General features: G+C 71.7%; 18 protein-coding genes and 1 riboswitch. Of the genes, 11 read left to right on the top strand and 7 right to left on the bottom strand.

Annotation, left to right across the window (positions count from 1 at the left end):
* Positions 1 to 28: 28 nt before the first annotated feature.
* Together ctaD and coxB are read right to left on the bottom strand one after the other, a co-directional pair.
* On the bottom strand, positions 29 to 1,684 hold the full coding sequence (ctaD, locus tag AC2D8W_RS06015) for a cytochrome c oxidase subunit I (RefSeq protein WP_484670775.1): 1,656 nt from the start codon (positions 1,682 to 1,684) through the stop codon (positions 29 to 31).
* An 18-nt stretch (positions 1,685 to 1,702) separates the two neighbouring features.
* A complete protein-coding gene (gene coxB, locus AC2D8W_RS06010; RefSeq protein WP_484670774.1) occupies positions 1,703 to 2,707 on the bottom strand; it encodes a cytochrome c oxidase subunit II in 1,005 nt (334 codons plus the stop codon).
* Positions 2,708 to 3,013: 306 nt separating this feature from the next.
* Between coxB and tldD the strand changes: the two genes are divergently transcribed.
* The 3 genes from tldD (at position 3,014) to AC2D8W_RS05995 (ending at position 7,190) form a co-directional block, all read left to right on the top strand.
* Entirely contained in the window at positions 3,014 to 4,444 is a 1,431-nt protein-coding gene (gene tldD / locus AC2D8W_RS06005; RefSeq protein WP_484670773.1) for a metalloprotease TldD, read from the top strand.
* 173 nt (positions 4,445 to 4,617) lie between these two features.
* Positions 4,618 to 6,624: a TonB-dependent receptor plug domain-containing protein gene (locus AC2D8W_RS06000; RefSeq protein WP_484670772.1), complete on the top strand. Its 2,007-nt coding sequence runs from the start codon at positions 4,618 to 4,620 to the stop codon at positions 6,622 to 6,624.
* A 407-nt stretch (positions 6,625 to 7,031) separates the two neighbouring features.
* Positions 7,032 to 7,190 carry a GIY-YIG nuclease family protein gene (locus tag AC2D8W_RS05995; RefSeq protein WP_484670771.1) on the top strand — a complete coding sequence of 53 codons (159 nt, stop codon included), beginning with the start codon at positions 7,032 to 7,034 and terminating at the stop codon, positions 7,188 to 7,190.
* A 411-nt stretch (positions 7,191 to 7,601) separates the two neighbouring features.
* Here the strand turns inward: AC2D8W_RS05995 and AC2D8W_RS05990 are convergent, their stop codons facing one another.
* Genes AC2D8W_RS05990 through AC2D8W_RS05980 form a run of 3 tightly spaced genes read right to left on the bottom strand, consistent with a single transcriptional unit; the run spans position 7,602 to position 9,942 of the window.
* A complete protein-coding gene (locus AC2D8W_RS05990; protein ID WP_484670770.1) occupies positions 7,602 to 8,459 on the bottom strand; it encodes an MBL fold metallo-hydrolase in 858 nt (285 codons plus the stop codon).
* 36 nt (positions 8,460 to 8,495) lie between these two features.
* Positions 8,496 to 9,284, bottom strand: coding sequence for a hypothetical protein (locus AC2D8W_RS05985; protein WP_484670769.1), 789 nt, complete (start codon positions 9,282 to 9,284; stop codon positions 8,496 to 8,498).
* A 19-nt stretch (positions 9,285 to 9,303) separates the two neighbouring features.
* Positions 9,304 to 9,942, bottom strand: a complete 639-nt coding sequence (locus AC2D8W_RS05980) for an arylesterase (RefSeq protein ID WP_484670768.1) — start codon at positions 9,940 to 9,942, stop codon at positions 9,304 to 9,306.
* Positions 9,943 to 9,993: 51 nt separating this feature from the next.
* Here AC2D8W_RS05980 and AC2D8W_RS05975 point away from each other — a divergent pair, with 51 nt between their 5' ends.
* The 6 genes from AC2D8W_RS05975 to AC2D8W_RS05950 all read left to right on the top strand — a co-directional run bounded on the left by AC2D8W_RS05975 (position 9,994) and on the right by AC2D8W_RS05950 (position 17,353).
* Positions 9,994 to 10,677 carry an ABC transporter ATP-binding protein gene (locus AC2D8W_RS05975; RefSeq protein WP_484670767.1) on the top strand — a complete coding sequence of 228 codons (684 nt, stop codon included), beginning with the start codon at positions 9,994 to 9,996 and terminating at the stop codon, positions 10,675 to 10,677.
* Positions 10,677 to 13,190 carry an ABC transporter permease gene (locus tag AC2D8W_RS05970; RefSeq protein ID WP_484670766.1) on the top strand — a complete coding sequence of 838 codons (2,514 nt, stop codon included), beginning with the start codon at positions 10,677 to 10,679 and terminating at the stop codon, positions 13,188 to 13,190. The genes AC2D8W_RS05975 and AC2D8W_RS05970 overlap by 1 nt, the downstream gene beginning before the upstream one ends.
* Positions 13,191 to 13,208: 18 nt before the next feature.
* The gene (locus AC2D8W_RS05965) at positions 13,209 to 14,000 is read left to right on the top strand and encodes a class I SAM-dependent methyltransferase (RefSeq protein WP_484670765.1); all 792 of its coding nucleotides are present in this window, start codon (positions 13,209 to 13,211) and stop codon (positions 13,998 to 14,000) included.
* A gap of 63 nt (positions 14,001 to 14,063) precedes the next feature.
* Positions 14,064 to 14,282 carry a hypothetical protein gene (locus AC2D8W_RS05960; protein ID WP_293482828.1) on the top strand — a complete coding sequence of 73 codons (219 nt, stop codon included), beginning with the start codon at positions 14,064 to 14,066 and terminating at the stop codon, positions 14,280 to 14,282.
* A 115-nt stretch (positions 14,283 to 14,397) separates the two neighbouring features.
* Entirely contained in the window at positions 14,398 to 14,961 is a 564-nt protein-coding gene (locus AC2D8W_RS05955; RefSeq protein ID WP_293482829.1) for an ECF-type sigma factor, read from the top strand.
* Positions 14,954 to 17,353 (top strand): serine/threonine-protein kinase, encoded by a 2,400-nt coding sequence (locus AC2D8W_RS05950; protein ID WP_484670764.1) that lies wholly within the window; start codon positions 14,954 to 14,956, stop codon positions 17,351 to 17,353. Before AC2D8W_RS05955 ends, AC2D8W_RS05950 begins: the two co-directional genes overlap by 8 nt.
* A gap of 3 nt (positions 17,354 to 17,356) precedes the next feature.
* Here the strand turns inward: AC2D8W_RS05950 and AC2D8W_RS05945 are convergent, their stop codons facing one another.
* Positions 17,357 to 17,998 (bottom strand): PEPxxWA-CTERM sorting domain-containing protein, encoded by a 642-nt coding sequence (locus tag AC2D8W_RS05945; RefSeq protein WP_484670763.1) that lies wholly within the window; start codon positions 17,996 to 17,998, stop codon positions 17,357 to 17,359.
* A 391-nt stretch (positions 17,999 to 18,389) separates the two neighbouring features.
* On the opposite strand from AC2D8W_RS05945, the gene AC2D8W_RS05940 reads away from it, so the two are divergent.
* Together AC2D8W_RS05940 and AC2D8W_RS05935 are read left to right on the top strand one after the other, a co-directional pair.
* A complete protein-coding gene (locus AC2D8W_RS05940) occupies positions 18,390 to 19,514 on the top strand; it encodes a helix-turn-helix transcriptional regulator (protein ID WP_484670762.1) in 1,125 nt (374 codons plus the stop codon).
* Between the two features lie 173 nt (positions 19,515 to 19,687).
* Positions 19,688 to 20,371 (top strand): PEPxxWA-CTERM sorting domain-containing protein, encoded by a 684-nt coding sequence (locus AC2D8W_RS05935; protein ID WP_484670761.1) that lies wholly within the window; start codon positions 19,688 to 19,690, stop codon positions 20,369 to 20,371.
* Positions 20,372 to 20,375: 4 nt separating this feature from the next.
* Here AC2D8W_RS05935 and thiC read toward each other — a convergent pair whose 3' ends face one another.
* A complete protein-coding gene (gene thiC / locus AC2D8W_RS05930) occupies positions 20,376 to 22,205 on the bottom strand; it encodes a phosphomethylpyrimidine synthase ThiC (RefSeq protein WP_484670760.1) in 1,830 nt (609 codons plus the stop codon).
* A 37-nt stretch (positions 22,206 to 22,242) separates the two neighbouring features.
* Positions 22,243 to 22,350: riboswitch (TPP riboswitch) on the bottom strand.
* Positions 22,351 to 22,402 lie beyond the last annotated feature (52 nt).

The raw sequence follows: 22,402 nt of genomic DNA, 5'->3' as shown, positions 1-22,402 counted from the left end.
CCAGAACCGGGCCAGGGCGATCGGCCCCTTAGTGGGCGTCCGGCTTGACCACCGGCAGTTCGTTGAACTGGTGGAACGGCGGCGGCGACGGCAGCGTCCACTCCAGCGTCGTGGCGCCTTCGCCCCACGGATTGGCTTCGGCCTTGCGGCGGCGGATCGCAGCCTCGGCCAGCACCAGCAGAAACACCACCACGCCCCCGGCCGTGATCATGTAGCCCACCGTCGAGACCTGGTTCCAGTACGTGAAGGCGTCCGGATAGTCGACGTAGCGGCGCGGCATGCCCTGCAGGCCGAGGAAGTGCTGCGGGAAGAAGATCAGGTTCACGCCGACGAAGGTGATCCAGAAGTGCACCGCGCCGAGGAACTCGTTGTACTTCACGCCCCACATCTTCTCGAACCAGTAGTAGAAGCCGGCGAAGATCGCGAAGACCGCGCCCAGGCTGAGAACGTAGTGGAAGTGCGCCACGACGTAGTAGGTGTCGTGCAGGCTGTAGTCGATGCCGGCGTTGGCCAGCACCACGCCCGTCACCCCGCCCACCGTGAACAGGAAGATGAAGCCGATCGCCCAGAGCATGGGCGTCTTGAAGTCGATGGACCCGCCCCACATCGTGGCGATCCACGAGAACACCTTCACGCCCGTGGGCACCGCGATGACCATCGTGGCCGCCACGAAGTAGGCGCGCAGCTCGATGCCCATGCCGACCGTGTACATGTGGTGGGCCCACACGACGAAGCCGATGAAGCCGATGGCGACCATGGCGTAGGCCATGGCGAGGTAGCCGAAGACGGGCTTGCGGCTGAAGGTGGAGACGATGTGGCTGATCATGCCGAAGCCGGGCAGGATCAGGATGTACACTTCCGGGTGCCCGAAGAACCAGAACAGGTGCTGGAACATCACGGGGTCGCCGCCGCCGGCGGCGTCGAAGAAGTGCGTGTTGAAGTTGCGGTCCGTGAGCAGCATCGTGATCGCGCCGGCCAGCACGGGCAGCGAGAGCAGCAGCAGGAACACGGTCACCAGGATCGACCAGACGAACAGCGGCATCCGGTGCAGGGTCATGCCCGGCGCGCGCATGTTGAAGATCGTGGTGATGAAGTTGATGGCGCCCAGGATCGAGCTGGCGCCCGCGAGGTGGACCGACAGGATCGCGCAGTCCATGGCCGGCCCGGTGTGGCCCGACGTGGAGAGCGGCGGATAGAGCGTCCAGCCGCCGCCGAAGCCCTTCCCGGGCCCGCCGTCGACGAACATCGACACCAGCAGCAGGATCCAGGCGGAGACCAGCAGCCAGAACGAGATGTTGTTCATCCGCGGGAAGGCCATGTCGGGCGCGCCGATCATCAGCGGCACGAACCAGTTCCCGAACCCGCCGATCATCGCGGGCATGACCATGAAGAAGATCATGATCAGCGCGTGGCCGGTGACGACCACGTTGTAGCCGTGCTTCGTGGCCTCGATCAGGCCGGTCTGCGCCAGCAGGCTGCCCGGCGCGAACACCTGCAGGCCCGGCTCGGCCAGTTCCCAGCGGATGAGGCCCGACAGCGCGCCGCCCACCAGGCCCGCCATGATGGCGAACAGGATGTACAGCGTGCCGATGTCCTTGTGGTTCGTGGACAGGAACCAGCGGGTGAAGAAGCCCGGCTTGTGGTCGTGATCGTGATGATCGTGAGCGGCTGAGGCTTGTGCCATCTTACGCGTGTCCTGGAGTTAGTTCGCGGCGGCCGGCGCCTTGGGCGCAGGCGTGGCGGCGGCGGGCGCCTTGGGTTCGGGGGTCGCGGGAGCCGGCGCGGCCGGGTTCACCGGCGAGGTCGCGGCGGCGGGCGTTCCGGCGGCGGCGGCGTTCGGGGCGACCGAGGCGGCGGCCGGCGGCGGAGCCGCGGCCGGCGCGGAGCCCGGGACGGTCCCGCCCTTGCTGGCCACCCACGCGTCGAACTCGGGCTGCGTCACCACCTTCACCGCGATGGGCATGAAGGCGTGGTCGACGCCGCAGAGTTCGCGGCAGTTGCCGTAGTAGGTGCCGACCTTCTCGGCCTTGAACCACGTCTCGTTCAGGCGGCCGGGAATGGCGTCGGTGATGATGCCGAACGCCGGCACGGCGAAGGCGTGGATGACGTCGGCGCCCGTCACCTGCACCCGCACCACCTTGTTGACCGGCACCACGATCGGGTCGGTCACCGCCAGGCGGAAGGGCACGCCCTGCGCCTTGGCCTTGTCCTCGGGCAGGATGTTGGAGACGTACTCGCCGATCTTGTGGTCGGGATACTCGTAGCCCCAGTACCACTGGTAGCCGACGGCTTTGATCGTCACGTCCGGCTTGGGCATGTCGTTGTAGGCGAACAGCAGCCGGAACGAGAAGATCGAGATGAACACGAGGATCAGGACCGGGATCAGTGTCCAGGCCACCTCGAGCGTCGTGTTGTGGCTGAACTTGGCCGGCACCGGGTTCGCGCGCTTGTTGAAGCGCACCATCACGATGACCAGCAGGATCAGGACGAAGATCGTGATCAGCGTGATGATCGGCAGCAGGATCACGTTGTGGAAGAAGATCGCCTCGTGGCGCAGCGGGCTGACGCCCGGCTGCAGGTCGATCCCGCCCGGCGTCGGCTCGCCCAAGCGGTCGCTGGCCCAGGCCGCCGCGCCCATGAGCGCCGTCGACAGGCCCGCGAGGGCTCCGCCCGCCCGCGCCCGCCATCCCTGAAAGCTCGACTTCATGTCCCCTCGGTCTGCTTGAGCCGGCGACGCCCCCCAGGACGGGCGGGAAACCTCCGCCGGCTCCCAAAGTGGGGACGCACGAGCGTCGTCTTGCGCCGCCCGGATCGCCCCTTCGCGGGGGTCCATACGCGCATCGCTTGGGCTTGCCAAGGCGTTCGCAGCGCGGAAGGGCGCGCGGAGAGCGAACCCCTGTTCGGCGAGGACCCCGCGACGGGCCGTTCCGCGACTCGGCTCCGCGCCGTGGCGCGCCGTCGCGACGCCCGGCCGCGCTGGCTTCAGCGCCCGGCGGCGCCTATGTTCGGGGGCATGAACGCGCCTCTCCCCGCCGCCTCGCTCCTCGACGCCGCCGGCGTCGATCCCGCCCGCGCCCAGGACATCCTCGCCGACGCCCTGGCGGGCGCCGACGACGGCGAACTGTTCGTCGAGCACTCCGAGAGCGAATCGTTCCTGTTCGACGACGGGCGGCTGAAGTCGGCCGCCTATGACGCCACCGAGGGCTTCGGCCTTCGCGTGGTGGCGGGCGAGACCGTCGGCTACGCCCACGCCTCGGAGGTCTCGGAAGCGGCGATCCGTCGCGCCGCCGACTCGGCCAAGCTGGCCAAGCGCGGCTACGCCGGCGTCGCGGCCGAGGCGCCGCGCGCCACCAACGCCCGCCTGTACGGCGAGGACAATCCGCTGGCCTCGCCCGGCTTCTCCGACAAGGTCGCCCTGCTGCAGGAGATCGACGCCTGGGCCCGAGCCCGCGACCCCCGGGTGGTGCAGGTCATGGCCTCCATCGCGGGCGAACGGCGGACCGTGGAGATCCTGCGGGCCGACGGCCGGCTGATCCGCGACGTGCGTCCGCTCTGCCGCATCAACGTGCAGGTCACCGTCGAGCGGGACGGCCGCCGCGAGCAGGGGTCCACGGGCGCGGGCGGCCGCGCGGGCTTCGAGGCCTGGATCAGCGCCGACAAGTGGCAGGCGCAGGTGGACGAGGCCCTCCGCCAGGCGCTGACCAACCTGGACGCCATCCCCTGCCCCGCCGGCGAGATGGACGTGGTGCTGGGCCCCGGCTGGAACGGCGTGCTGCTGCACGAGGCGGTGGGCCACGGCCTTGAGGGCGACTTCAACCGCAAGGGCACCTCGGCCTTCTCCGGGCGGATCGGCGAACGGGTGGCCGCGCCGGGCGTCACGGTCTTCGACGACGGGACCCTGCCCGGCCGACGCGGCTCGCTGACCGTCGACGACGAGGGCACGCCGACCGAACGCACCATCCTGATCGAGGACGGCGTCCTGGTGGGCTACATGCACGACCGGATGAGCGCCCGGCTGATGGGCATGGCCGCCACCGGCAACGCGCGCCGCCAGTCCTACGCCCACATGCCGATGCCGCGGATGACCAACACGGCCATGCTGGGCGGCAGCGCCAGCCGCGAGGAGATGATCGCGTCCACGAAGCGGGGGCTCTACTGCGGCAACTTCGGCGGCGGCCAGGTGGACATCACCAACGGCAAGTTCGTCTTCCAGTGCACCGAGGCCTACCTCATCGAGGACGGCCGGCTGGGCGCGCCGGTGAAGGGCGCCACGCTCATCGGCGACGGGCCGTCCGCGCTCACCCGCGTGACGATGATCGGCGACGACTTCGACTTCGACCCCGGCGTGGGCGTCTGCGGCAAGTCGGGCCAGAGCGTGCCGGTGGGCGTGGGCCAGCCGTCGCTCAAGATCACCGGCCTGACGGTGGGCGGCACGGCGGTCTGACCGCCGCCGCCCGGCCCCCGCCTCGCCGCCGCAGGCCGGCCGATCGACCGGCAGCGGTCGCGCGCCGTCCTGGCGCTGCGGAGAACATGTCGATCATTTAATCCACCTTACAGGCATTTAACTCGCCTGCGGCCCGCGGCGCGGGGCACGTCTTGCCGCCAAGGGAGAGTTCCATGCTTATCCACGTCCTCGCGCAGGCGGCGGTCGCCGCTGCGCCCGCGCCTGCCACGCAGCAGGGCGTGATCAGCTATCCGGCGTCGTTCTTCGTGGCCTATTCCCCCAGCAACGCCATGGAGATGGTCGATCGCCTGCCCGGCTTCACCTTCGACGGCGGGTCCGGCGTGCGGGGCTACGAAGGCTCGGCCGGCAACGTTCTGATCGACGGGGCGCGCCCGGCCTCGAAGACCGACGACCTCGAGCAGATCCTCCGCCGTCTGCCCGCCGGCGCCGTGGAGCGGATCGACATCATCCGCGGGGGCGCGCCCGGCATCGACATGCAGGGCAAGACCGTGCTGGCCAATGTGATCAAGCGGCCCGGCGGCGCCGCCCGGCTGCTGACGGCGTTCTCCCAGAACCATACGCAGGACGGCCGGACGCTGATGGCCACGCGCGTCGAGGCGTCCGGGTCCTGGGGGCCGCGGCGCTGGGAGCTGGCAGGGTTCGCCGGCAAGGGCAACGACGACGGCATCGGCGACGGCCCGGGCGTCCGGATCAGCCGCACGGGCGTGGTGACGCCGGTGCGGATCCAGGGCGAGGGGGACGTCCTGAACGGCTTCCTGACCGGCGCCTTCGAGACGCCCCTCGCCGGCGGGAAGCTCAAGCTCAACGGCCGGTACTTCCGCGAGAAGTACAAGGGCGAGGAGACCGACATCGTCGGCGTCGTCAATCCGCTGGTCGAGACGTCGCTCGACTACTTCCGGCGCGAGGACAGCGAGGTGGGCGCGAACTTCACGCGCCCGTTCGGTCCCCGCACCACCCTCGAGCTGGTGGGCCTTCGGACCGATCGGAAGCGCCCGATCCTGGCGAGCTTCTCCGACGGCGACAGCAGCACGTTCGAGCTCGACCGCGAGTCGAGCGAGACCATCGCCCGCGCCGTCGGCAAGTACCGCTGGAACGACCGGCTCTCGTTCGAGGCCGGCGGGGAGACCGCGATCAACAAGCTGGACAGCCGCACCAGCGTCACCAGCAACGGCGCCCCCGTGCCGCTGCCCGCGGCCAACGTCGAGGTCGAGGAAGACCGCCGGGAAGTCTTCGCCAAGAGCGCCTGGAGGCCGCTTCCCGGCTGGGCGATCGACGCCAGCCTCCGCTGGGAGCACACGACGATCTCGTCGGACGGCGACGTCCAGCTCGAGAAGACGCTCCGCTACCTGAAGCCGCGCCTGGCCGTTGCGTGGGACGTGCGGCCGCAGACCCAGTTGCGGGCGCGGATCGAGCGCGAGGTCGGGCAGCTCAACTTCGACGACTTCGTCGCCGACTCCCGCCTGAACAGCGACGCGGGCGTCTCGGCCGGCAACCCGGACCTCAATCCCGAACAGGCCTGGGTCGGCGAGGTCGCCCTCGAACAGCGCTTCTGGGACAAGGGCTCGGTGACGCTGACCTACCGACGCTTCGAGCTGAAGGACGCCATCGACCGTGGCCCGGTGACGGCGTCGGACGGCCGCATCTTCGACCGGCCCGCCAACATCGGCGACGGGACGAAGGACGAGCTGGCGGTCGAATACAACCTGCCCCTGGACCGCATCGGCCTGCGCGGCGCGACGCTCAAGGGCGACGTGACCCGGCGATGGACGAAGGTCACCGACCCGACGACCCTCGTCTCGCGCGAGATCTCGAACCTGCACCCCATCGACTGGAACCTCAACTTCACCCAGGACGTCACCGCCTGGAACCTGAGCTGGGGGGTCAATGCGTTCGGCGGGTGGCGCGAGACGTCCTATCGCTACAACCTGATCCAGACGACCAAGCTGCGCACCTTCGTTCAGCCGTTCACCGAGTGGCGGCCCCGGCCGGACCTGAACATCCGCGTCGAGCTGGAGAACTTCACCGCCCGCGACCTGCGGCGCACGGTCTATGCGTACGCCGGTCCCCGCAGCGAGGGCGGCGCGCCGGCTGTCGACGACCGGACCTACAAGGCCGGGCGCAGCTTCTACTTCCGCGTCCGCAAGACCTTCGGCGGCTGACGGGCGGCCCTCAGAGCCCCGCCCGGCGGAAGCGCCCTGAGGCGGATTGCTTGATCATCCGACAGCCTTACCTCCCCCGCGAAGCGGCGGGAGGGGGACCGCCCGCCGAAGCCGGCGCGAGCCGGCTGGAGAGCGGGGGGTGGAGGGGGCGAGCGGCGCCCGCTGAGCGAGATAAAGCCTGAACGGTCGCCCCTGCCAGCGGCTCGCCCCCTCCCCCCCTCCCGCCGTCGCTGCCGCGACGGGGGAGGCAAGGTCCGCAACGGGTCGAAAGTGGACGTTGCCTGCCCCTTTCCGTCATCCCGGGCGGAGCGCTCGCCAGAGCGCGGAGACCCGGGACCCAGCCTCTCCGCCAGTAAAGCTGCGCCAGGAAAGGCGATGCGCGCGAGGCCTTGGCCTAACCTGCAGCGATGGTCGGCCGAGACCCCCTCATCGTGGTCTACATCCTGGCGAGCGGGCGCAACGGGACGCTCTACACGGGCGTGACCAGCACCCTCGTCACCCGCATCCGACAGCACAAGCTCGCGACCTTCGAGGGCTTCTCCAAGACCTACGACTGGCAGTCGTAGGGGCGCGTCGAGAGCTGTGCGGCTGGGTCCCGGGTCTTCGCGCTCTGGCGAGCGCTGCGCCCGGGATGACGGAGGTTGGGGCGCAGGGGTCGATGTCCGCAACGGGTCGAACGCGGCCTCTGGGCGCTCCGCCGGGAGCAGATCGTCAGCAACGGTGGTTTGCGGCGCCTTACCTCCCCCGCGAAGCGGCGGGAGGGGGACCGCCCGCCGAAGCCGGCGCGAGCCGGCTGGAGAGCGGGGGGTGGAGGGGGCGAGCGGCGCCCGCTGAGCGAGATACAGCCTGAACGGTCGCCCCTGCCAGCGGCTCGCCCCCTCCACCCCTCCCGCCGTTGCTGCCGCGACGGGGGAGGCAAGGCGGTCATCGCTCACGCGGCGGCAAGCGGACCTCGGCGGGCGTTACGAGTACACGCTCTACACCTCCAGCCGCCACGCCTCACCGTCGGCGACCACATGCCCTGCGCACGGCGCCGCGAAGTGGGTGCCGATGACGAGGGTCTTCGTCCCGGCGAGCGCGCCGTAGACGCGGCGGCGCGTCGCCGTCGAGGCCTGCTTGTCGTAGTCCACCTCGGCGGCCCAGTCGGGCCGCGCCATCTGGCAGGGGTGGTGCGTGAAGTCGCCGGTGATCAGCGCCTCCTCGCCCTTCGACCGGATCCGGATGGAGACGTGGCCGGGCGTGTGGCCCAGCGTGGGCTCCAGGCTCACCTCCTCGCAGACCCTGTGGTCGGTCTCCACGAGGTCCACCAGCCCCGCGTCCCAGACCGGCTTCACGCTGTCGTGGAAGTACGAGGTCGAGACGTCCTCGACGCCCTCCTCCTCGGCCCGCCAGTACTCGTATTCCGCCCGGCCGATCAGGTACCGGGCGTTGGGGAACGTGGGGACCCAGCGGCCATCGACGAGCATGGTGTTCCAGCCCACGTGGTCCACGTGCAGGTGCGTGCACAGCACCGTGTCGATGCTCTCGCGCGCGAAGCCCGCGGCCTCCAGGTCGGCCAGGAAGGTGGTCTGCAGGTGGCTCCAGGGCGCCATCTCGCGCGCCTTGTCGTTGCCGATGCAGGTGTCGACGATGATGCGCCGGCCCGGCGCCTCGATCACGAGGGCGTGGATCGACATCTTCAGCTTGCCCTGCTCGGTGGCGAAGTGAGGCTGGAGCCACTCGATCTCGCGGACCGCCTCGTAGGTCGCCTGGGGCAGGATGAACCGCGTCCCGCCCTCGGTCTCCATCTCGACGATGCGCGTGATCTCCACGTCGCCGATCCGCCAGCTCAGCATGCGTACTGCCTCCCGTTTCGAGGAGTTTGGCACGGCTCAGAGGTCGAGCGACAGGGCCGCCTTGAGATGCCGTCGCGTGGCGTCTTCGAACGCTTGAGGCCAGGCCGCGCCGAGCCTCACGGCGAGCGGCCGGGCCCGGGCGAGGAAGGCGCGGGCGAGATCCAGGTTGGCGGCGATGACGGCCTCGCGGTCCGCGCGGGGCGGCGTGATCGCCTCGAGCGCCTCGCGCTGCTCGGACGTCAGGAAGCCGTTCAGCCGCTTGGCGCCGCGCGCCGTCTGGCCGTGGCCGTTCTCCTCGAGCATCAGGTCGATCATCATGCGCCGCAGGAGGTCGAAGCCCTGCTGGGCGGTGATCCACTCCTGCCGTCCGACGGCGACGGGCATGAGGCCGAGGACGCGGAGGAACTCGGTGACGGTCGCCGCCACGCGGCCCGGGGCGCCCGTGTCGGGCCCAGGCGGCGGACGCGGCGGGATCGCGGTGTCCCCGAACAGCGGCCGCCATCCGTCCCCGCCGGCGCGATCCACGTAGTCGCGGGTGGCGAAGTGGATGTCGAACCGCTCCCACTCCGCCGTCACGGCGGCGACCACCACGCCATAGACATCGAAGGCGAGGACCGTCTCGGGCAGTCCCGGCCGCGGTTGCTTGTAGTCGGCGACGCAGGCCTTGAGGTCGTCGGGCGAGACCAGCGCGACGAGGTCGATGTCGCTCCACGCGTCGCCAGCGCGCGCCCCCAGACTTCCCGAGAGCCACAGCGCCTTCACCCGCCCGTCCTGCGAGAGGGCGGCGACCAGGCGCTGCAGCAGGGCCTCCTGGGCCGGGGTCATGCCCGTCCCTATGCCGCAATCAGCGGCGGGCGGCGAGCGCCTTGGCGACGGTGGGAGCCAGCCGCGCGGCGATGATCGCCGCGCCGCGCGCGTTCGGGTGGATGCCGTCGGCCTGGTTCAGGGCGGGCATGCGCGCCACGCCGGCCAGCAGGTTGGGATAGAAGGCCACGCCGTGCGTGCGCGCCAGGGCCGGAAAGACGGCGTTGAAGTCCCGGGCGTAGCCGCCGCCCACCTCCACCGGCGCCTCGATGCCGGTGAGCACCACGGCGATGCGGCGCGCCTTCAGCTTGCGGATGATGGCGTCGAGGTTGGCGCGGGTGCGCTTCGGGTCCTGGCCCTGGAGAAGATCGTTGGCCCCCAGGGCGACCACCGCCACGTCCGTGTCCTTGGCGACGCTGAAGTCCACGCGGGCCAGGCCGCCCGCGGTGGTGTCGCCCGAGACGCCCGCCGCGCGGACGCGCGCGGGCGCGCCCAGCTTCGCGAGCTGGGCCTGCAGCTGCGCCGGAAACGCCGCGGCCCGGGGCAGGCCGTAGCCCGCGGTGATCGAGTCGCCCAGGACGGTGACGACCCGGGCGCGGGGCTGCGCAAGCGCCGGTCCTGCGGCCGCCAGCAGCGGCAAGGCGAACAGCGTACGACGTGTGGGGCTTGGCTCGGCCATGATCGTCCTATGTAAGGGAGGTCGCCCGCCGCTCAACTTCGAGGTTCCTGCTTGAACGATCTGCCGCCGCTGGTTCTCGAAGACGTGGGCCTGACCCTTCCATCCGCCGCCGGACCCGTGGAGATCCTGCGGAGCCTGTCCCTCACATTGGCGCAAGGCGAACGTGTGGCGCTGATCGGGCCCTCGGGCTCGGGCAAGTCGTCGATGATCGCCGTGGCCGCAGGGCTGGAGCGGCCGAGCTCGGGTCGCGTGCTGCTGTTCGGCCAGGACCTCGCCCGCCTCGACGAGGACGGGCGCGCGAAGCTGCGCCGGGGCCGCGTGAGCCTGGTGTTCCAGTCGTTCCACCTGCTGCCCAACATGACCGCCGAGGAGAACGTGGCCGCGCCGCTGGAGATCGCGCGGCGGCCGGGCGCCATGGACGAGGCCCGCGCCTGGCTTGACCGCGTGGGGCTGGGCGCGCGGATGCGGCACTACCCCCACCAGCTGTCCGGCGGCGAGCAGCAGCGCGTGGCCCTGGCCCGCGCGCTCGCCCCGCGGCCGGCCCTCATCTTCGCCGACGAGCCCACGGGCAACCTCGATTCCGCCAACGCCGCGCACGTGGCCGACCTCCTGTTCCACCTGGCCGAGGACACGGGCGCGGCGCTGTTGATGGTGACCCACGACTCCGCCCTGGCGGCTCGCGCGCAGCGCACCGTCCGCCTGCGCGACGGCGCGCCGGTGACGGAGTCCGCCTGATGCCGCTCTGGCTGCGGTTCGCCGCGCGCGAACTCCGGAGCGGGGTGAAGGGCTTCCGCATCTTCCTCGCCTGCCTGGCGCTGGGCGTCGCCGCGATCGCGGCCGCCAGCTCGACCGCCGAGGCCTTCCGCCGCGGCCTCGCCACCGAGGCGCGCGCGATCCTGGGCGGCGACCTCGCCATCGCCGGCAGCCAGCGCCGCTTCGACGCCACCGAGCGGGCGCGGCTGGCCCGCCTCGGCAAGGTCACCTACGCGGTGGCGTCCCAGGCCATGGCCGAGGCGCCGGGCGGCGAGCGGCGGCTGATCGAGCTGCGCGGGGTCGACGCGAACTACCCGCTCGCGGGCGCCGTCTCGATCCGCGGCGCGCCGTCGCTCCAGTCGGCGCTCACCTACCAGGACGGCGTCTGGGGCGCCGCCGTCGAACAGCCCCTCCTCGACCGGCTCGGCCTGCGGCTGGGCGACCGCTTCCTGGCCGGCAACGTCCCGATGCGGGTGACCGCCGTCCTGGACGAGGAGCCCGACCGCCTGTCCCGCGGCTTCGCCCTCGGGCCACGGGTGCTGACGCGCGTGGGAGCCCTGGAGGCGGGCGGCTTCCTGAAGCCGGGCCTGCCGTTCGGCGAGACCGCGCGCATCGCGATCGAACCGGGCGCCTCGCTGGCCGCCGCCAAGGCCGAGGTGCGCAAGACGATGCGCGGCTTCTATCGCCTGCGCGACCGCAACGACGCCTCGCCGGGGGTGTCGCGGATGATCGACCAGCTCGAGTACTTCCTGGGCTTCATCGGCCTCGCCTCGCTCGTCGCCGGCGGGCTGGGGGTGTTCGGCGCGGTCAGCGCCTACGTCGACGGCCGCAAGCCCGCCATCGCGACGCTGAAGGCGCTGGGCGCCGACAGCGGCCTCATCCGCAACATCTACCTGGCCCAGATCGGCCTGCTGGCGTTCGCCGGCGTCACCATCGGCCTCGTGGTCGGCGCGGCCACGCCGCTCGTGCTGGGCGCCACCATCGCCGACGAACTGCCCGTGCCGGCGCTGTTCGCCGTCTACCCCATGCCGCTGCTGAAGGCGGGCGGGTTCGGCCTCCTCTCGGCCGCGGCCTTCGCCCTCGCGCCGCTGGCGAGGGCCCGCACGACCCCGCCGGCCAGCCTCTTCCGCAGCGACCTCTCCGGCCGGATCCGGTTCGGCCCCGAACTCGTCGCGGCCCTCCTCGCCGCAGCCGGCCTCGCCGGCCTGGCCGTCTGGACGGCGCCCACGCCGCTCGCGGCCGCGCTGATGATCGGCGGCGTCGCGGTCGCCTTCGTCGTGCTGTGGGCGTTCGGCTGGGCCGCGGCCAGGCTCGCCGGCCGGCTGCGGTCGGGCACGCGCGGCGCGCTCCGCATCGCGCTCGCGAACCTCGCCGGCCCCCGCTCGGCGGCGCGCACCGCGGCCCCGGCCATCGGGCTGGGCGTGGGCCTGCTGGCGGCCGTGGTGCTGATCCAGTCGAGCCTGCTGCGCCAGATCGCCGTCATCGCGCCGCAGACCGCGCCCGCGCTGGTCTTCACCGAGATCCCGGGCGACCGGGTCGCGCAGTTCGACGCCGAGGTGGCGCGGGCGATGGGGCGGACGCCGGGGCGGGACCAGTACCTGCGCGCCCCCATGCTCTCGGGCCGCATTCTCGCCGTGCGCGGAGAGCCGGTCGACCGCGAAAACATTCCCCGCGGCGAACGCTGGGCCTACGACCGCGACATCACGCTGTCGGCCCTGCCGGGCGAGCCGCCCAACCCGGGGACGCTCCAGGGCCGCTGGTGGCCGCCGGGATATGCCGGACCGCCGCAGGTCGCCCTGGCCGAGGGGGTCGCCGAGGCGACCCGCCTGAAGCCGGGCGACACGATCACGCTATCGATCCTCGGCCGGGAGATCGACGCCCAGGTGGCCGTGATCCGGCGGGTGGACATCGGCAGCTTCGGGGCCAGCTTCCCGATCGTGCTGAGCGCGAACGCGCTGGAGGGGGCGAGCCCGCGGCACGTGGCCATCGCCAAGGCGAGCCGCGCCGAGGAGCAGGCGGTCACCCGCGCGCTGGGCGCCGCCTTCCCCGAGGTGAACGTGATCTCGGTCCGCGAGCAGCTGGAGGCCGCCACCGAGCTCTTCGACCGTGTGGCGCTGGCCATCCGCGGCGCGGCGGCGGTGGCGCTCATGGCGGCGCTGCTGGTGCTGGCCGGGGCGATCGCCGCCCGGGCCCAGGAGCGGACCCGCGAGGCCGCGACGCTCAAGGTGCTGGGCGCGAGCCGGGCCCAGGTCCTGGCGGCCTATGTGCTCGAGTATGGCCTGGTGGGCGTGATCGCCGGAGCGGCCGGCGTGGGACTCGGCTATGCCGCCGCGTGGCCCGTGGTGGTCGAGGTCTTCGAGGCGGACTGGAGCGTCGACTGGGGCGGCGTGGCCGCCCTGCTGGCCGCCGCCTCCGCGGTCGCCGCCGGCGGCGGACTGCTGGCGTCGTTCCAGGCCCTGTCGAAGCGCCCCGCCCCCGCGCTAAGAAGCGAATAGCGCGGAACGGGGGCCGAGATGCTGCGGAGACTTCTGAGGCGCCTGAGCCCCTCGCCCCCGAACCCCTCGCCCCCGCCGCTTCCGGCCGACTGGCGGGGATTCGACCGCGACACGCTGCATCATTTCGACGCGCCCGAACTGCCGCTGCAGCCGCACGGCCTGGCCGTTCCCAGCTATGCCCTGCGCACCGAGGCGGGCACGGGCGACCTCGCGATGTTCCTGGGCATCGGAGAGGCCTGGGCGCAGATGGTCGCCCGGTTCCTGCCCGAAGAGCCCTTGGTGCTCGACCTCGGATGCGGCTGCGGCAAGCTCGCGCGGTTCCTGCATCTCAACCCGCGCCTGCGCTACGTAGGGGTCGACATCTTCCTTCCGGGGATTCTGTGGTGCCGCAGGGCCTTCGCCGGATCGGCGGACCGCTTCCGCTTCGAGCACTTCGACGGGTACTCCGCGACCTACAACCCCGACGGGCGGATCACCGTGACGGACTACAGCCTTCCCGCCGCCGATGCGTCGGTCGACGTGGTGGTCTGCAGCTCGCTGTTCACGCACCTTCTGGAGGCGGACGCGATCCACTACCTCGGCGAGATCGCACGCGTCCTGAAGCCCGGCGGGCAGGCCTTCATCTCGGTGCACAACGCGGTGGCGCCCGGCGAACGCTGGCGCGGCGACGAGGAGCGGATCGACCTCGACGAGGACTATTTCCTCGAGCTCTGCGCGATGTCGGGCCTCATCGCCGAGGAACCGATCGGCGAGGTCTACGGCCAGGTGGTCCACCGCCTGCGCAACAGTGTCGCATCGCGCGGGCGGTAAGCATTTGGCATCCACCGGAAGGCAAGTTCGCCGCCGCAATCGAAGCCATCCCGCGGAGCTCAAATGTCGTTCGACATCACCCGGAAAGATCTCGTCGAGTGGAGCTCGGCCAGCCTCGTCTTCCTGTCCGGCGCGATGACCGGCCACTACGCGGCTATGGGGATGAACGCCATCCAGTGGACCGGCGCTGCGGCCGCGGTCCTGGGTTCGGTGACCATCGCGGTCGCCGTCCGGATCTGGCCGCCGAAGGCCGAGGGCGCCAAGGCGAAGGTCGGCGACTAGCCGGCCGTCCTCCGCGGCGCCCGCGGAGCACGCCGCCACCGTTGAAGTCTCGGCGGATTCCCGCATGAGGCGCGAGCGCTTGCCAGGGCTCGCCGCTGTTCGCACTATCCGTCCCATGTCGGGGCGTACCAGCCAGGATCATGTGCGCGAACTGCTCGCCGCCTGGCGCCGCGGCGACCGCGCCGCCCGCGACCGATTGTTCGAGATCCTCTACGCCGAGCTGACGCAGGCCGCCGCGGGGATGCTCCGTGGCGAACGGCACGTCTCGCTTTCGGTCGGCGACCTGGTCCACGAGACGATCCTGAAGCTGATCGCCCTGGACAGGATCGACTGGCAGGACCGGGCGCACTTCATGGCGCTGACCTCGGTGATGATGCGCCGGGCGCTGGTCGAGCACGTGCGCGCCAAGCGCAGGGCCAAGCGCGACCACCAGAAGGTCGAGCTGGTCACCAACATTCCGGACGCGGTCAACGCCGACCTCGAGGACATCAACGACGCGCTGGACCAGCTCTCCCGCATCGACAGCGAGCGCGCCGATATCGTCGAGATGCGGTACTTCGGCGGCATGGAGATCGCCGACATCGCCGTGGTGCTCAACCTGTCTGAATCGACGGTGAAGCGCCGCTGGCAGGCCGCGCGGCTGTGGCTGTACGAGGCCCTCGCCCCGCAGCATGGCTAGGTCGTCCCGCACGGCCGCCGCCGCCGAGGCGCAGGCCCTGGACCTGCTCGAACAGGCCATGGCCGAGCCGTCCGAGACGCGGGCCCGCTGGATCGCCGGGCAGCCGGCGCCGGAACCGGTGCGCGCCCGGGCCCTCGCGCTTCTCGGGGTCGGCCAGGACGCCGCCCTCGCGCTCGTCACCGGCGGCGCCCCGCGCAAGGCCGACGGCGGGCCGCTGCCCGAGCGGATCGGGGCCTACCGCATCACCGGGCTCATCGGGCAGGGCGGCATGGGCGCCGTCTATCGCGCCGAGCGCGCCGCGGGCGATTTCGAGCACGCCACCGCCATCAAGGTCATCCGGCCCGGCGCCCTGTCCCAGAGCCTCATCGAGCGCTTCCGGCGCGAACGGCAGACGCTGGCCCGGCTCGCGCATCCGAACATCGCGCGCCTGTTCGACGGCGGCGAGACCGCGGCGCACGAGCCCTACATCGTCATGGAGCTGGTGGACGGCCGGCCCCTTTCCGAGTGGCGCGCCCAGACCATGCCGTCGCGCGAGGCCCGCCTGGACCTGTTCCTCGCCGCGGCCTCGGCCGTGGCGTTCGCGCACCAGAACCTGATCGTCCACGGCGACGTGACCCTGGCGAACATCCTCGTCGATGCGGCCGGCCAGCCGAAGCTGATCGACTTCGGGATATCGTCGCCGGCCTCGACGGCCGCTCCGTCCCTGCCCGCGCCGGGCGGAAAGGCCGGGATCCACACCCCGGGCTTCGCCGCGCCAGAGCGCATCGCGGGCGCGCCCTCGACGACGCTGTCCGACATCTACTCCCTGGGCCGGGTGCTGGCCTGGCTGACCGAGGGCGACCCGCCGGACGCCGAGCTCGCCGCCATCATCGGCCGCGCCACCGCCGAGGACCCAACCGAGCGCTACCCCACAGTCGAGGCGCTGCGCGACGACGTCGCCGCCTGGCGCGGCGGCTTCCCGGTCGCCGCCGTGGCCGGCGGGCGCGGTTACGTGTTCGGCAAGTTCGTCCGCCGCCATCGGCTCGCGGTGGGCGGGGCCGCGACGGCGGGCGTCCTGATCGTGGCGGCCCTGGCGGCGACGCTGGTGGCCAACGCCCGCGCCGAGGCGGCCCGCGCCGAGGCCGAACGCCGGTTCCAGCAGACCCGCGAGATCGCCACCACCATGCTGTTCGACGTCTACAACGAGGTCAGCAAGGTGCAGGGCGCGACGCTCGCGCGGGGCAAGCTGGCGGCCACCGGGCTGCGCTATCTGGACGCCCTGAGCGCGGATCCCGACGCCCCGCTGGACGTCCGCGTGGAGGCCGGACGCGGCTACGTGCGGCTGGCGCAGGTCACCGGCAGCGGGCAGCAGAGCCAGCTCGGCAAGGCCGCCGACGCCAATGCGCTCCTGGCCAAGGCCGAGGCGATCCTGACCCGCGCCTACGCCGAGGCGCCGGACGACGAGAAGGTGCGCCGGGCCCTCGCCGACCTGCGGATCGAGCAGGCGGGCGTCAACCTCTACAACAACAGCGAGATCGCCCTGGCCCGCAGGCAGGCCATCGAGACCCAGCGCCTGCTCGAGCCCTTCGCCCGCAAGGACGCCGAGGCGGCGCGGATCTACGCCACCGCCATCCAGGCCGAAGGGGACAGCCACGGCTGGGACGGGAACTACGCCAGGTCACTGGAACCGTTCCAGCGCGCCGAGGCCTTCCTGGCCGGGCTCCCCGACGCCCTGCGCAACGAGACAGGCGTGATGAAGGCCCGCTCCGCGATCCTGCGGCTGCACGCCGAGGCGCACCACGAGTTGGGGAACGACGCCGCCGCGGTCCCCGCCGTCGACCGGGCCGTGGCCCTCAACGAGGAACTGGCGCGCCGCGAACCGGACGCCCCCGAGGTCCTGCGCAAGCTCGCGATCTCGCTCTGGTACCGGGCCGTCGTCCTGAGCGCCCTCAAGCGGTCGGAGGAGGCCTATGCATCGGTGGATCGGGCCGTCGCCCTGACACGCCGGATGCGCGCCCGCGACCCGGCCGACCGCGGGGCGCTGGGGCTGTTCGCCGTGGTCGGCGAGGTGCGGGCGATGGTTCTTTCCGACCTCGGCCGGTTCGCGGAGGGCTTCGCCATGTCCGAGGAGATCCTCGCCGCGCACCGCGACATCGTCCGCCTGTCCGACAACGCGCCGGGGCCCCGGCGAAGCATGGCGGCGACCATGAAGAGCGTCGGCGGGGTCTACTACAACGGCGGCGCCTACCCGCGCGCCTGCGGCGCCTGGGGCGAGGCCCGGGGCGTCTACCGGGCGCTGGAGCGCGAGGGCAAGCTCACCGGCCACGACCGGGAGCAGGCGCTGGCTGAGCTCGAGACCTGGATGGCGAACGCCTGCGATCCCCCGCGCAAGGGGATCGCAGGCCGCCTGTAGTGGTCAGGCGACAGCGGTGCGCCGACGGCGGAGCGTCGCGCCGGCCGCGCCGAAGCCCAGGATCATCATCGCCCAGGTCGCCGGCTCGGGGACGGCGGTCGGCGGCGGGCGGGTGTCGATGTAGTTGATCGCGGCGACCGCGTCGGGGTCGAAGCCGTTGCTGCCGTTGATCGCTCCGCCGGACGTCCCGTCCAGCCGCAGATAGCGGAACTGGCTCACGCCCAGGGCGGTCACGGCCGCCCCGAGGTCGTAGGACCGGCGGAAGCTCGCGCTGCCGTGCGCTTCGTCGCCCACCAGGTTGACCGCGGCGGCCGAACTGCCCTCGATGTTGAAGAAGGTCACGCCGTCGGCGCTGACCAGGATGTCGACGCTGCTGAACTCCACGCTTCCGCCATCCACCTCGTAGACGTTGAGGTCCTGTCCGGCCCCGTCGACCAACCGGTAGTCGCCGAAGTCGTAGGTGATGAACCCGGACCCGATGCCCGTGTAGAGGTCGTCGGGCGCGCCCAGGAAGCTGGCGAGTTCGGCGGCCGTCAGCGCCTCCGAGCTGCCGCTCAGTTGGAATCCGTATAGCGGCGCGGCGGCCTGGGCGGCGCCGGCGGTCAGCACGGCCGAGATGGCCGCGACGGCGAGCTTGATCCTCATCGTAAACACCCCTGTGTCGCGACACGCATGCGTCGCCCTGGGGTAGGCGCCGGCCGCGGCCGCCGCGGGTCAGCGCGGCGCAAGAATCCTCGCCAGACCATGCAGTTTCTATCTGGACGCGAATTTGTCGCGCCGCAGGGGAGCCAACAGGCCGGGTAGCTCCACCGCCCCGCCGCACCTTCCTCTCCCGCCAGCGGGAGAGGGGGACCGCCCGCCGAAGAGCGAGTGGTGGAGAGGGCGAGCGGCAGCCACGGCGCCGAACTTTCGTATGCGACAGCCCCGGCGCCGCGGAAGGCGGCAGTGTCGGCCGAAACTCGCCTAGCGAGGGTCCGTGGTTGCCGAGCCGCCGCCCTGGAGCCAAGCTGCCGTCCCGGGACGACACGGGGCTTCCATGCAGGGCGCGGACGAGAGCCGGTTCCTCGACGGACTCTACGAGGCCGCCCTCGACCCTGCGCGGTGGCCGGCGGTCATGGAGGACCTCGCCGATCTGCTCGGCGGGGCCGCGGGCTGGCTGACGCGGATGAGCGTGGCGGACGGCTCGGGCGAGGGCGTCCTCGCGCGCCTGGATCCCGCGATGGCGACGCTTTACGAGACCTACTACGCGCGGCTGAACCCGTTTTCGAACGAGCCCGACCCGGCCGCCTACATGGCCGCCTGGCGGCTCGAGGTGCTCACCGACGAGGCCTGGCTCGGCCGCAACGAGCTCGAGCGGACCGAGTACTACAACGACTTCATGCGGCCCCAGGACATCCATTCGGGGATGATCATCCGTCTGGCGGCCTACGGCTTCGACGTCTGCGCCCTGACCATGACGCGCACAATGCGGCAGGGCGCGTTCGGCCAGGAGGCGCTTTCCACGGCGCGCCGGCTGCACCCGCACCTGCGGCGGGCCTTCCGCCTGACGGAGAACCTCGCCATGGGCGGGGGCGCCCTGCCCGCGGGGGTGGCGCAGGCGCTCGACGCGTCGCCGCACGCCCTGCTGGTGCTCAGCACGTCCGGACAGATCCGGCGCCTCAACGGCCCGGCGGAGCGGATGCTGCAGGAGGGCGGCGGCCTGCGGGCCGTGAATAGCCGTCTCGTGGCGGAGCGGCCGGAGGACGCCGCGGCGCTCGAGGCGCTGCTGGGCGCCGCCGGGACGGCCGATCCCGAAATGCGGCGCGCAGGCGAGATGAAGCTCGCTTGGTCGGAAGACCGGCCGGCGGTCTCGATCACGGCGTCGCCCGTCCGCTCGCCCGCCGCCGCGGTCTTCGAGGACGGGCCGGCCGTTCTGGTCTGCGTCACCGATCCGCTGGCCGTCGGCCCGTGGAGCCCCGCATCGCCCAGCCTGACCCTGCGCGAGCGCGACGCCCTGCAGTGGGTGGCGGCCGGCAAGTCCGACTGGGAGATCGGGATGATCCTGGGCGTCTCGCCCACCACGGTCCGTTTCCATGTGGACAACGCGCGCCGCAAGCTGGGGGCGGTGAACCGCGCCCACGCGGTCGCCCTGCTCCTGGCCGCGCAACGCGCCGCGAACTGAGATCCCGGCCGCTGCGGCGCCGATTCAATCTCCAGGGGAATTATTCCCTTAATCCAAGACGTTGGCGCCCCCGCGCACCCCCGATCGGGGGGTGACGCGATCGCCTTCGCCGGCTGATCAAGGGCCTCACGGGTCGTCCCGACGGGCGCGCCGAAGTCTTGGGGGCAGATGAGATGACGACGAAGCGCTTGGGGCTCGCGGGCCTGGCCGCGGCGGTGGGCCTGGCTTGCACCGGGGGCGCGGCGCAGGCCGCGGTCAGTCAGCTGACCATCAGCAACGTCGGGATGGGCAACCAGTTCGGCAATCCGTCCAGCATCAACGCCGCCCAGCAGGCGCTGCTCAACGACTTCTTCAACAAGCCGTTCTCGGTGACGTTCGCCTACGACACGGATGCGACGCCCGTCGGGGGCCAGTTCGCCGCGACGCTCGTCTCGGCCACCGCCAACGGCAACAGCAGCGTCTTCGCCGGGTTCAGCGCCTACATCCGGCAGTCGCAGGCCTCGTTCAATCCCACCTGGGACGTGATGGACTTCGTGCTGTTCCGCAACGCGCACGGCGGCCCCACGGCGAAGACCGAGGCCTACTTCACCATCGTGGACACCCAGGGCGGCCTGTTCGCCAGCGCCGGCGCCCTGCCGCCCGGCGTCATCAACACCGCGATCCTGGATCAGGTGAACGGCGAGATCCGGATCAACAACGGCGCCTATTCGCTGTTCGGAGGCGGCGGCACGGCGAGCGCCCAGGCGGCGCCTTCGCCCGGTCCGGGCGTTCCCGAGCCCGGCGCCTGGGCGCTCATGATCGCCGGCTTCGGCGCGGCGGGCGCCATGCTGCGCCGGCGGCGGGCGCTGCCGGCCTGACGCCCTACTCCGCGGGGGCCACGGGGACGAGGATCTCGCCGCCTCCCTCGCGGAACTTCTGCGCCATCTCGGCCATGCCGCTGTCCACCTCGTTCTGGGCGCGGGCTGCGTCGCGGATGTCCTGGCTGATCTTCATCGAACAGAACTTCGGGCCGCACATCGAGCAGAAGTGGGCGGTCTTGAACGCCTCCTTCGGCAGGCTCTCGTCGTGGTACTCGCGCGCCGTCTCGGGATCGAGGCCCAGGTTGAACTGGTCCTCCCAGCGGAACTCGAAGCGGGCCCGGCTGAGCGCATCGTCCCACGCCCGCGCCGTCGGGTGGCCCTTGGCCAGGTCGGCCGCGTGGGCGGCGATCTTGTAGGCGATCACCCCGTCCTTCACGTCCTGCCGGTCGGGCAGGCCCAGGTGCTCCTTGGGCGTCACGTAGCAGAGCATCGCCGTGCCGAACCAGCCGATCATCGCCGCGCCGATGGCCGAGGTGATGTGGTCGTAGCCGGGGGCGACGTCGGTCGTCAGCGGGCCCAGGGTGTAGAAGGGGGCCTCGTGGCAGTGCTTCAGCTGCTCGTCCATGTTGGCCTTGATCTTGTGCATCGGCACGTGGCCGGGGCCCTCGATCATGGTCTGGACGTCGTGCTTCCAGGCGATCTTCGTCAGCTCGCCCAGGGTGCGCAGCTCGGCGAACTGGGCCTCGTCGTTGGCGTCGGCGATCGAGCCCGGACGCAGGCCGTCGCCCAGCGAGAACGAGACGTCGTACGCCTTCATGATCTCGCAGATCTCCTCGAACCGCTCGTAGAGGAAGTTCTCGCGGTGATGCGCGAGGCACCACTTGGCCATGATCGACCCGCCGCGGCTGACGATGCCCGTGACCCGCTTGGCCGTGAGCGGGATGAACGGCAGGCGCACGCCGGCGTGGATGGTGAAGTAGTCGACGCCCTGTTCGGCCTGTTCGATCAGGGTGTCGCGGAAGACCTCCCAGTTCAGGTCCTCGGCGACCCCGCCCACCTTCTCCAGCGCCTGGTAGATCGGCACGGTGCCGATCGGGACCGGGCTGTTGCGCAGGATCCAGTCGCGGATGTTGTGGATGTTGCGGCCGGTGGATAGGTCCATGACCGTGTCGGCGCCCCAGCGGATCGCCCACACCATCTTGTCCACCTCGTCGGCGACGGTGGAGAGCACCGCCGAGTTGCCGATGTTGGCGTTGACCTTGACCAGGAAGTTGCGGCCGATCGCCATCGGCTCGAGTTCGGTGTGGTTGATGTTGGCCGGGATGATGGCGCGGCCGCGGGCCACCTCGTCGCGCACGAACTCGGGCGTGCAGACGTCGGGGATCTCGGCGCCGAAGCTCTCGCCGTCGCGGATGCCGGCCGCTTGGCGGCGCAGGTTCTCGCGGATGGCCACGTACTCCATCTCGGGCGTGACGATGCCGCGCCGCGCGTAGGCCATCTGCGTCACGGCGCCGGACGTGGCGCGGTAGACGCGCCGGGGCGCGGTGAACTGCGGGGCCAGGTGCTCGCCCTTGGCGAAGCCGTTGTCCTCGGGCTTCACCTCGCGCGGATTGGCCACGATCTCGACGTCGCCGCGCGACACCACCCACGGCTCGCGGGTCTTCGGCAGGCCCTTCTCGATGTCGATGCTCGCGCCGGGGTCCGTATAGGGGCCCGACGAGTCGTACATCGTCACCGGCGGCTCGCCCGACGACGGGTGGACGGCCACCTCGCGGAACGGCACCCGGATGTCGGGCCACGCGACGCCCGCCTGCCACACCTTCCGGGACCCGGGGCGTTCCCCGGTCGGGATGGCGGCGGCTTCCAGCTTGCCGGCGATGGGCTTGTTCATGGCGTACTCCAGCGGTGGGGGCCATGGACGGAGGTCGGGTCGAAAGCTGGCCCTTCCCTTCGCCGGCATGACCCGGATCAGGTTCGACGGGTCGTGGGCTCACCCACCTCTCAGCCGCTCGTGCGCGGCCCCCCGAGGAGGACCGCACGGTAAAACGGAAGCGCCGGGGAGTCATCCGCGGACGACGGCCCCGGCGC

Source organism: Phenylobacterium sp. T106, from assembly GCF_057219735.1.
The sequence above is the reverse complement of the archived record's forward strand: the minus strand, read 5'-3'. Positions and strand labels throughout refer to the sequence as shown.

Coding starts and splice junctions, on each gene's coding strand:
- ctaD (WP_484670775.1), bottom strand. CDS start 1,684: ATGGCACAAGCCTCAGCCGCTCACGATCATCACGATCACGACCACAAG.
- coxB (WP_484670774.1), bottom strand. CDS start 2,707: ATGAAGTCGAGCTTTCAGGGATGGCGGGCGCGGGCGGGCGGAGCCCTC.
- tldD (WP_484670773.1), top strand. CDS start 3,014: ATGAACGCGCCTCTCCCCGCCGCCTCGCTCCTCGACGCCGCCGGCGTC.
- AC2D8W_RS06000 (WP_484670772.1), top strand. CDS start 4,618: ATGCTTATCCACGTCCTCGCGCAGGCGGCGGTCGCCGCTGCGCCCGCG.
- AC2D8W_RS05995 (WP_484670771.1), top strand. CDS start 7,032: ATGGTCGGCCGAGACCCCCTCATCGTGGTCTACATCCTGGCGAGCGGG.
- AC2D8W_RS05990 (WP_484670770.1), bottom strand. CDS start 8,459: ATGCTGAGCTGGCGGATCGGCGACGTGGAGATCACGCGCATCGTCGAG.
- AC2D8W_RS05985 (WP_484670769.1), bottom strand. CDS start 9,284: ATGACCCCGGCCCAGGAGGCCCTGCTGCAGCGCCTGGTCGCCGCCCTC.
- AC2D8W_RS05980 (WP_484670768.1), bottom strand. CDS start 9,942: ATGGCCGAGCCAAGCCCCACACGTCGTACGCTGTTCGCCTTGCCGCTG.
- AC2D8W_RS05970 (WP_484670766.1), top strand. CDS start 10,677: ATGCCGCTCTGGCTGCGGTTCGCCGCGCGCGAACTCCGGAGCGGGGTG.
- AC2D8W_RS05965 (WP_484670765.1), top strand. CDS start 13,209: ATGCTGCGGAGACTTCTGAGGCGCCTGAGCCCCTCGCCCCCGAACCCC.
- AC2D8W_RS05960 (WP_293482828.1), top strand. CDS start 14,064: ATGTCGTTCGACATCACCCGGAAAGATCTCGTCGAGTGGAGCTCGGCC.
- AC2D8W_RS05955 (WP_293482829.1), top strand. CDS start 14,398: ATGTCGGGGCGTACCAGCCAGGATCATGTGCGCGAACTGCTCGCCGCC.
- AC2D8W_RS05950 (WP_484670764.1), top strand. CDS start 14,954: ATGGCTAGGTCGTCCCGCACGGCCGCCGCCGCCGAGGCGCAGGCCCTG.
- AC2D8W_RS05945 (WP_484670763.1), bottom strand. CDS start 17,998: ATGAGGATCAAGCTCGCCGTCGCGGCCATCTCGGCCGTGCTGACCGCC.
- AC2D8W_RS05940 (WP_484670762.1), top strand. CDS start 18,390: ATGCAGGGCGCGGACGAGAGCCGGTTCCTCGACGGACTCTACGAGGCC.
- AC2D8W_RS05935 (WP_484670761.1), top strand. CDS start 19,688: ATGACGACGAAGCGCTTGGGGCTCGCGGGCCTGGCCGCGGCGGTGGGC.
- thiC (WP_484670760.1), bottom strand. CDS start 22,205: ATGAACAAGCCCATCGCCGGCAAGCTGGAAGCCGCCGCCATCCCGACC.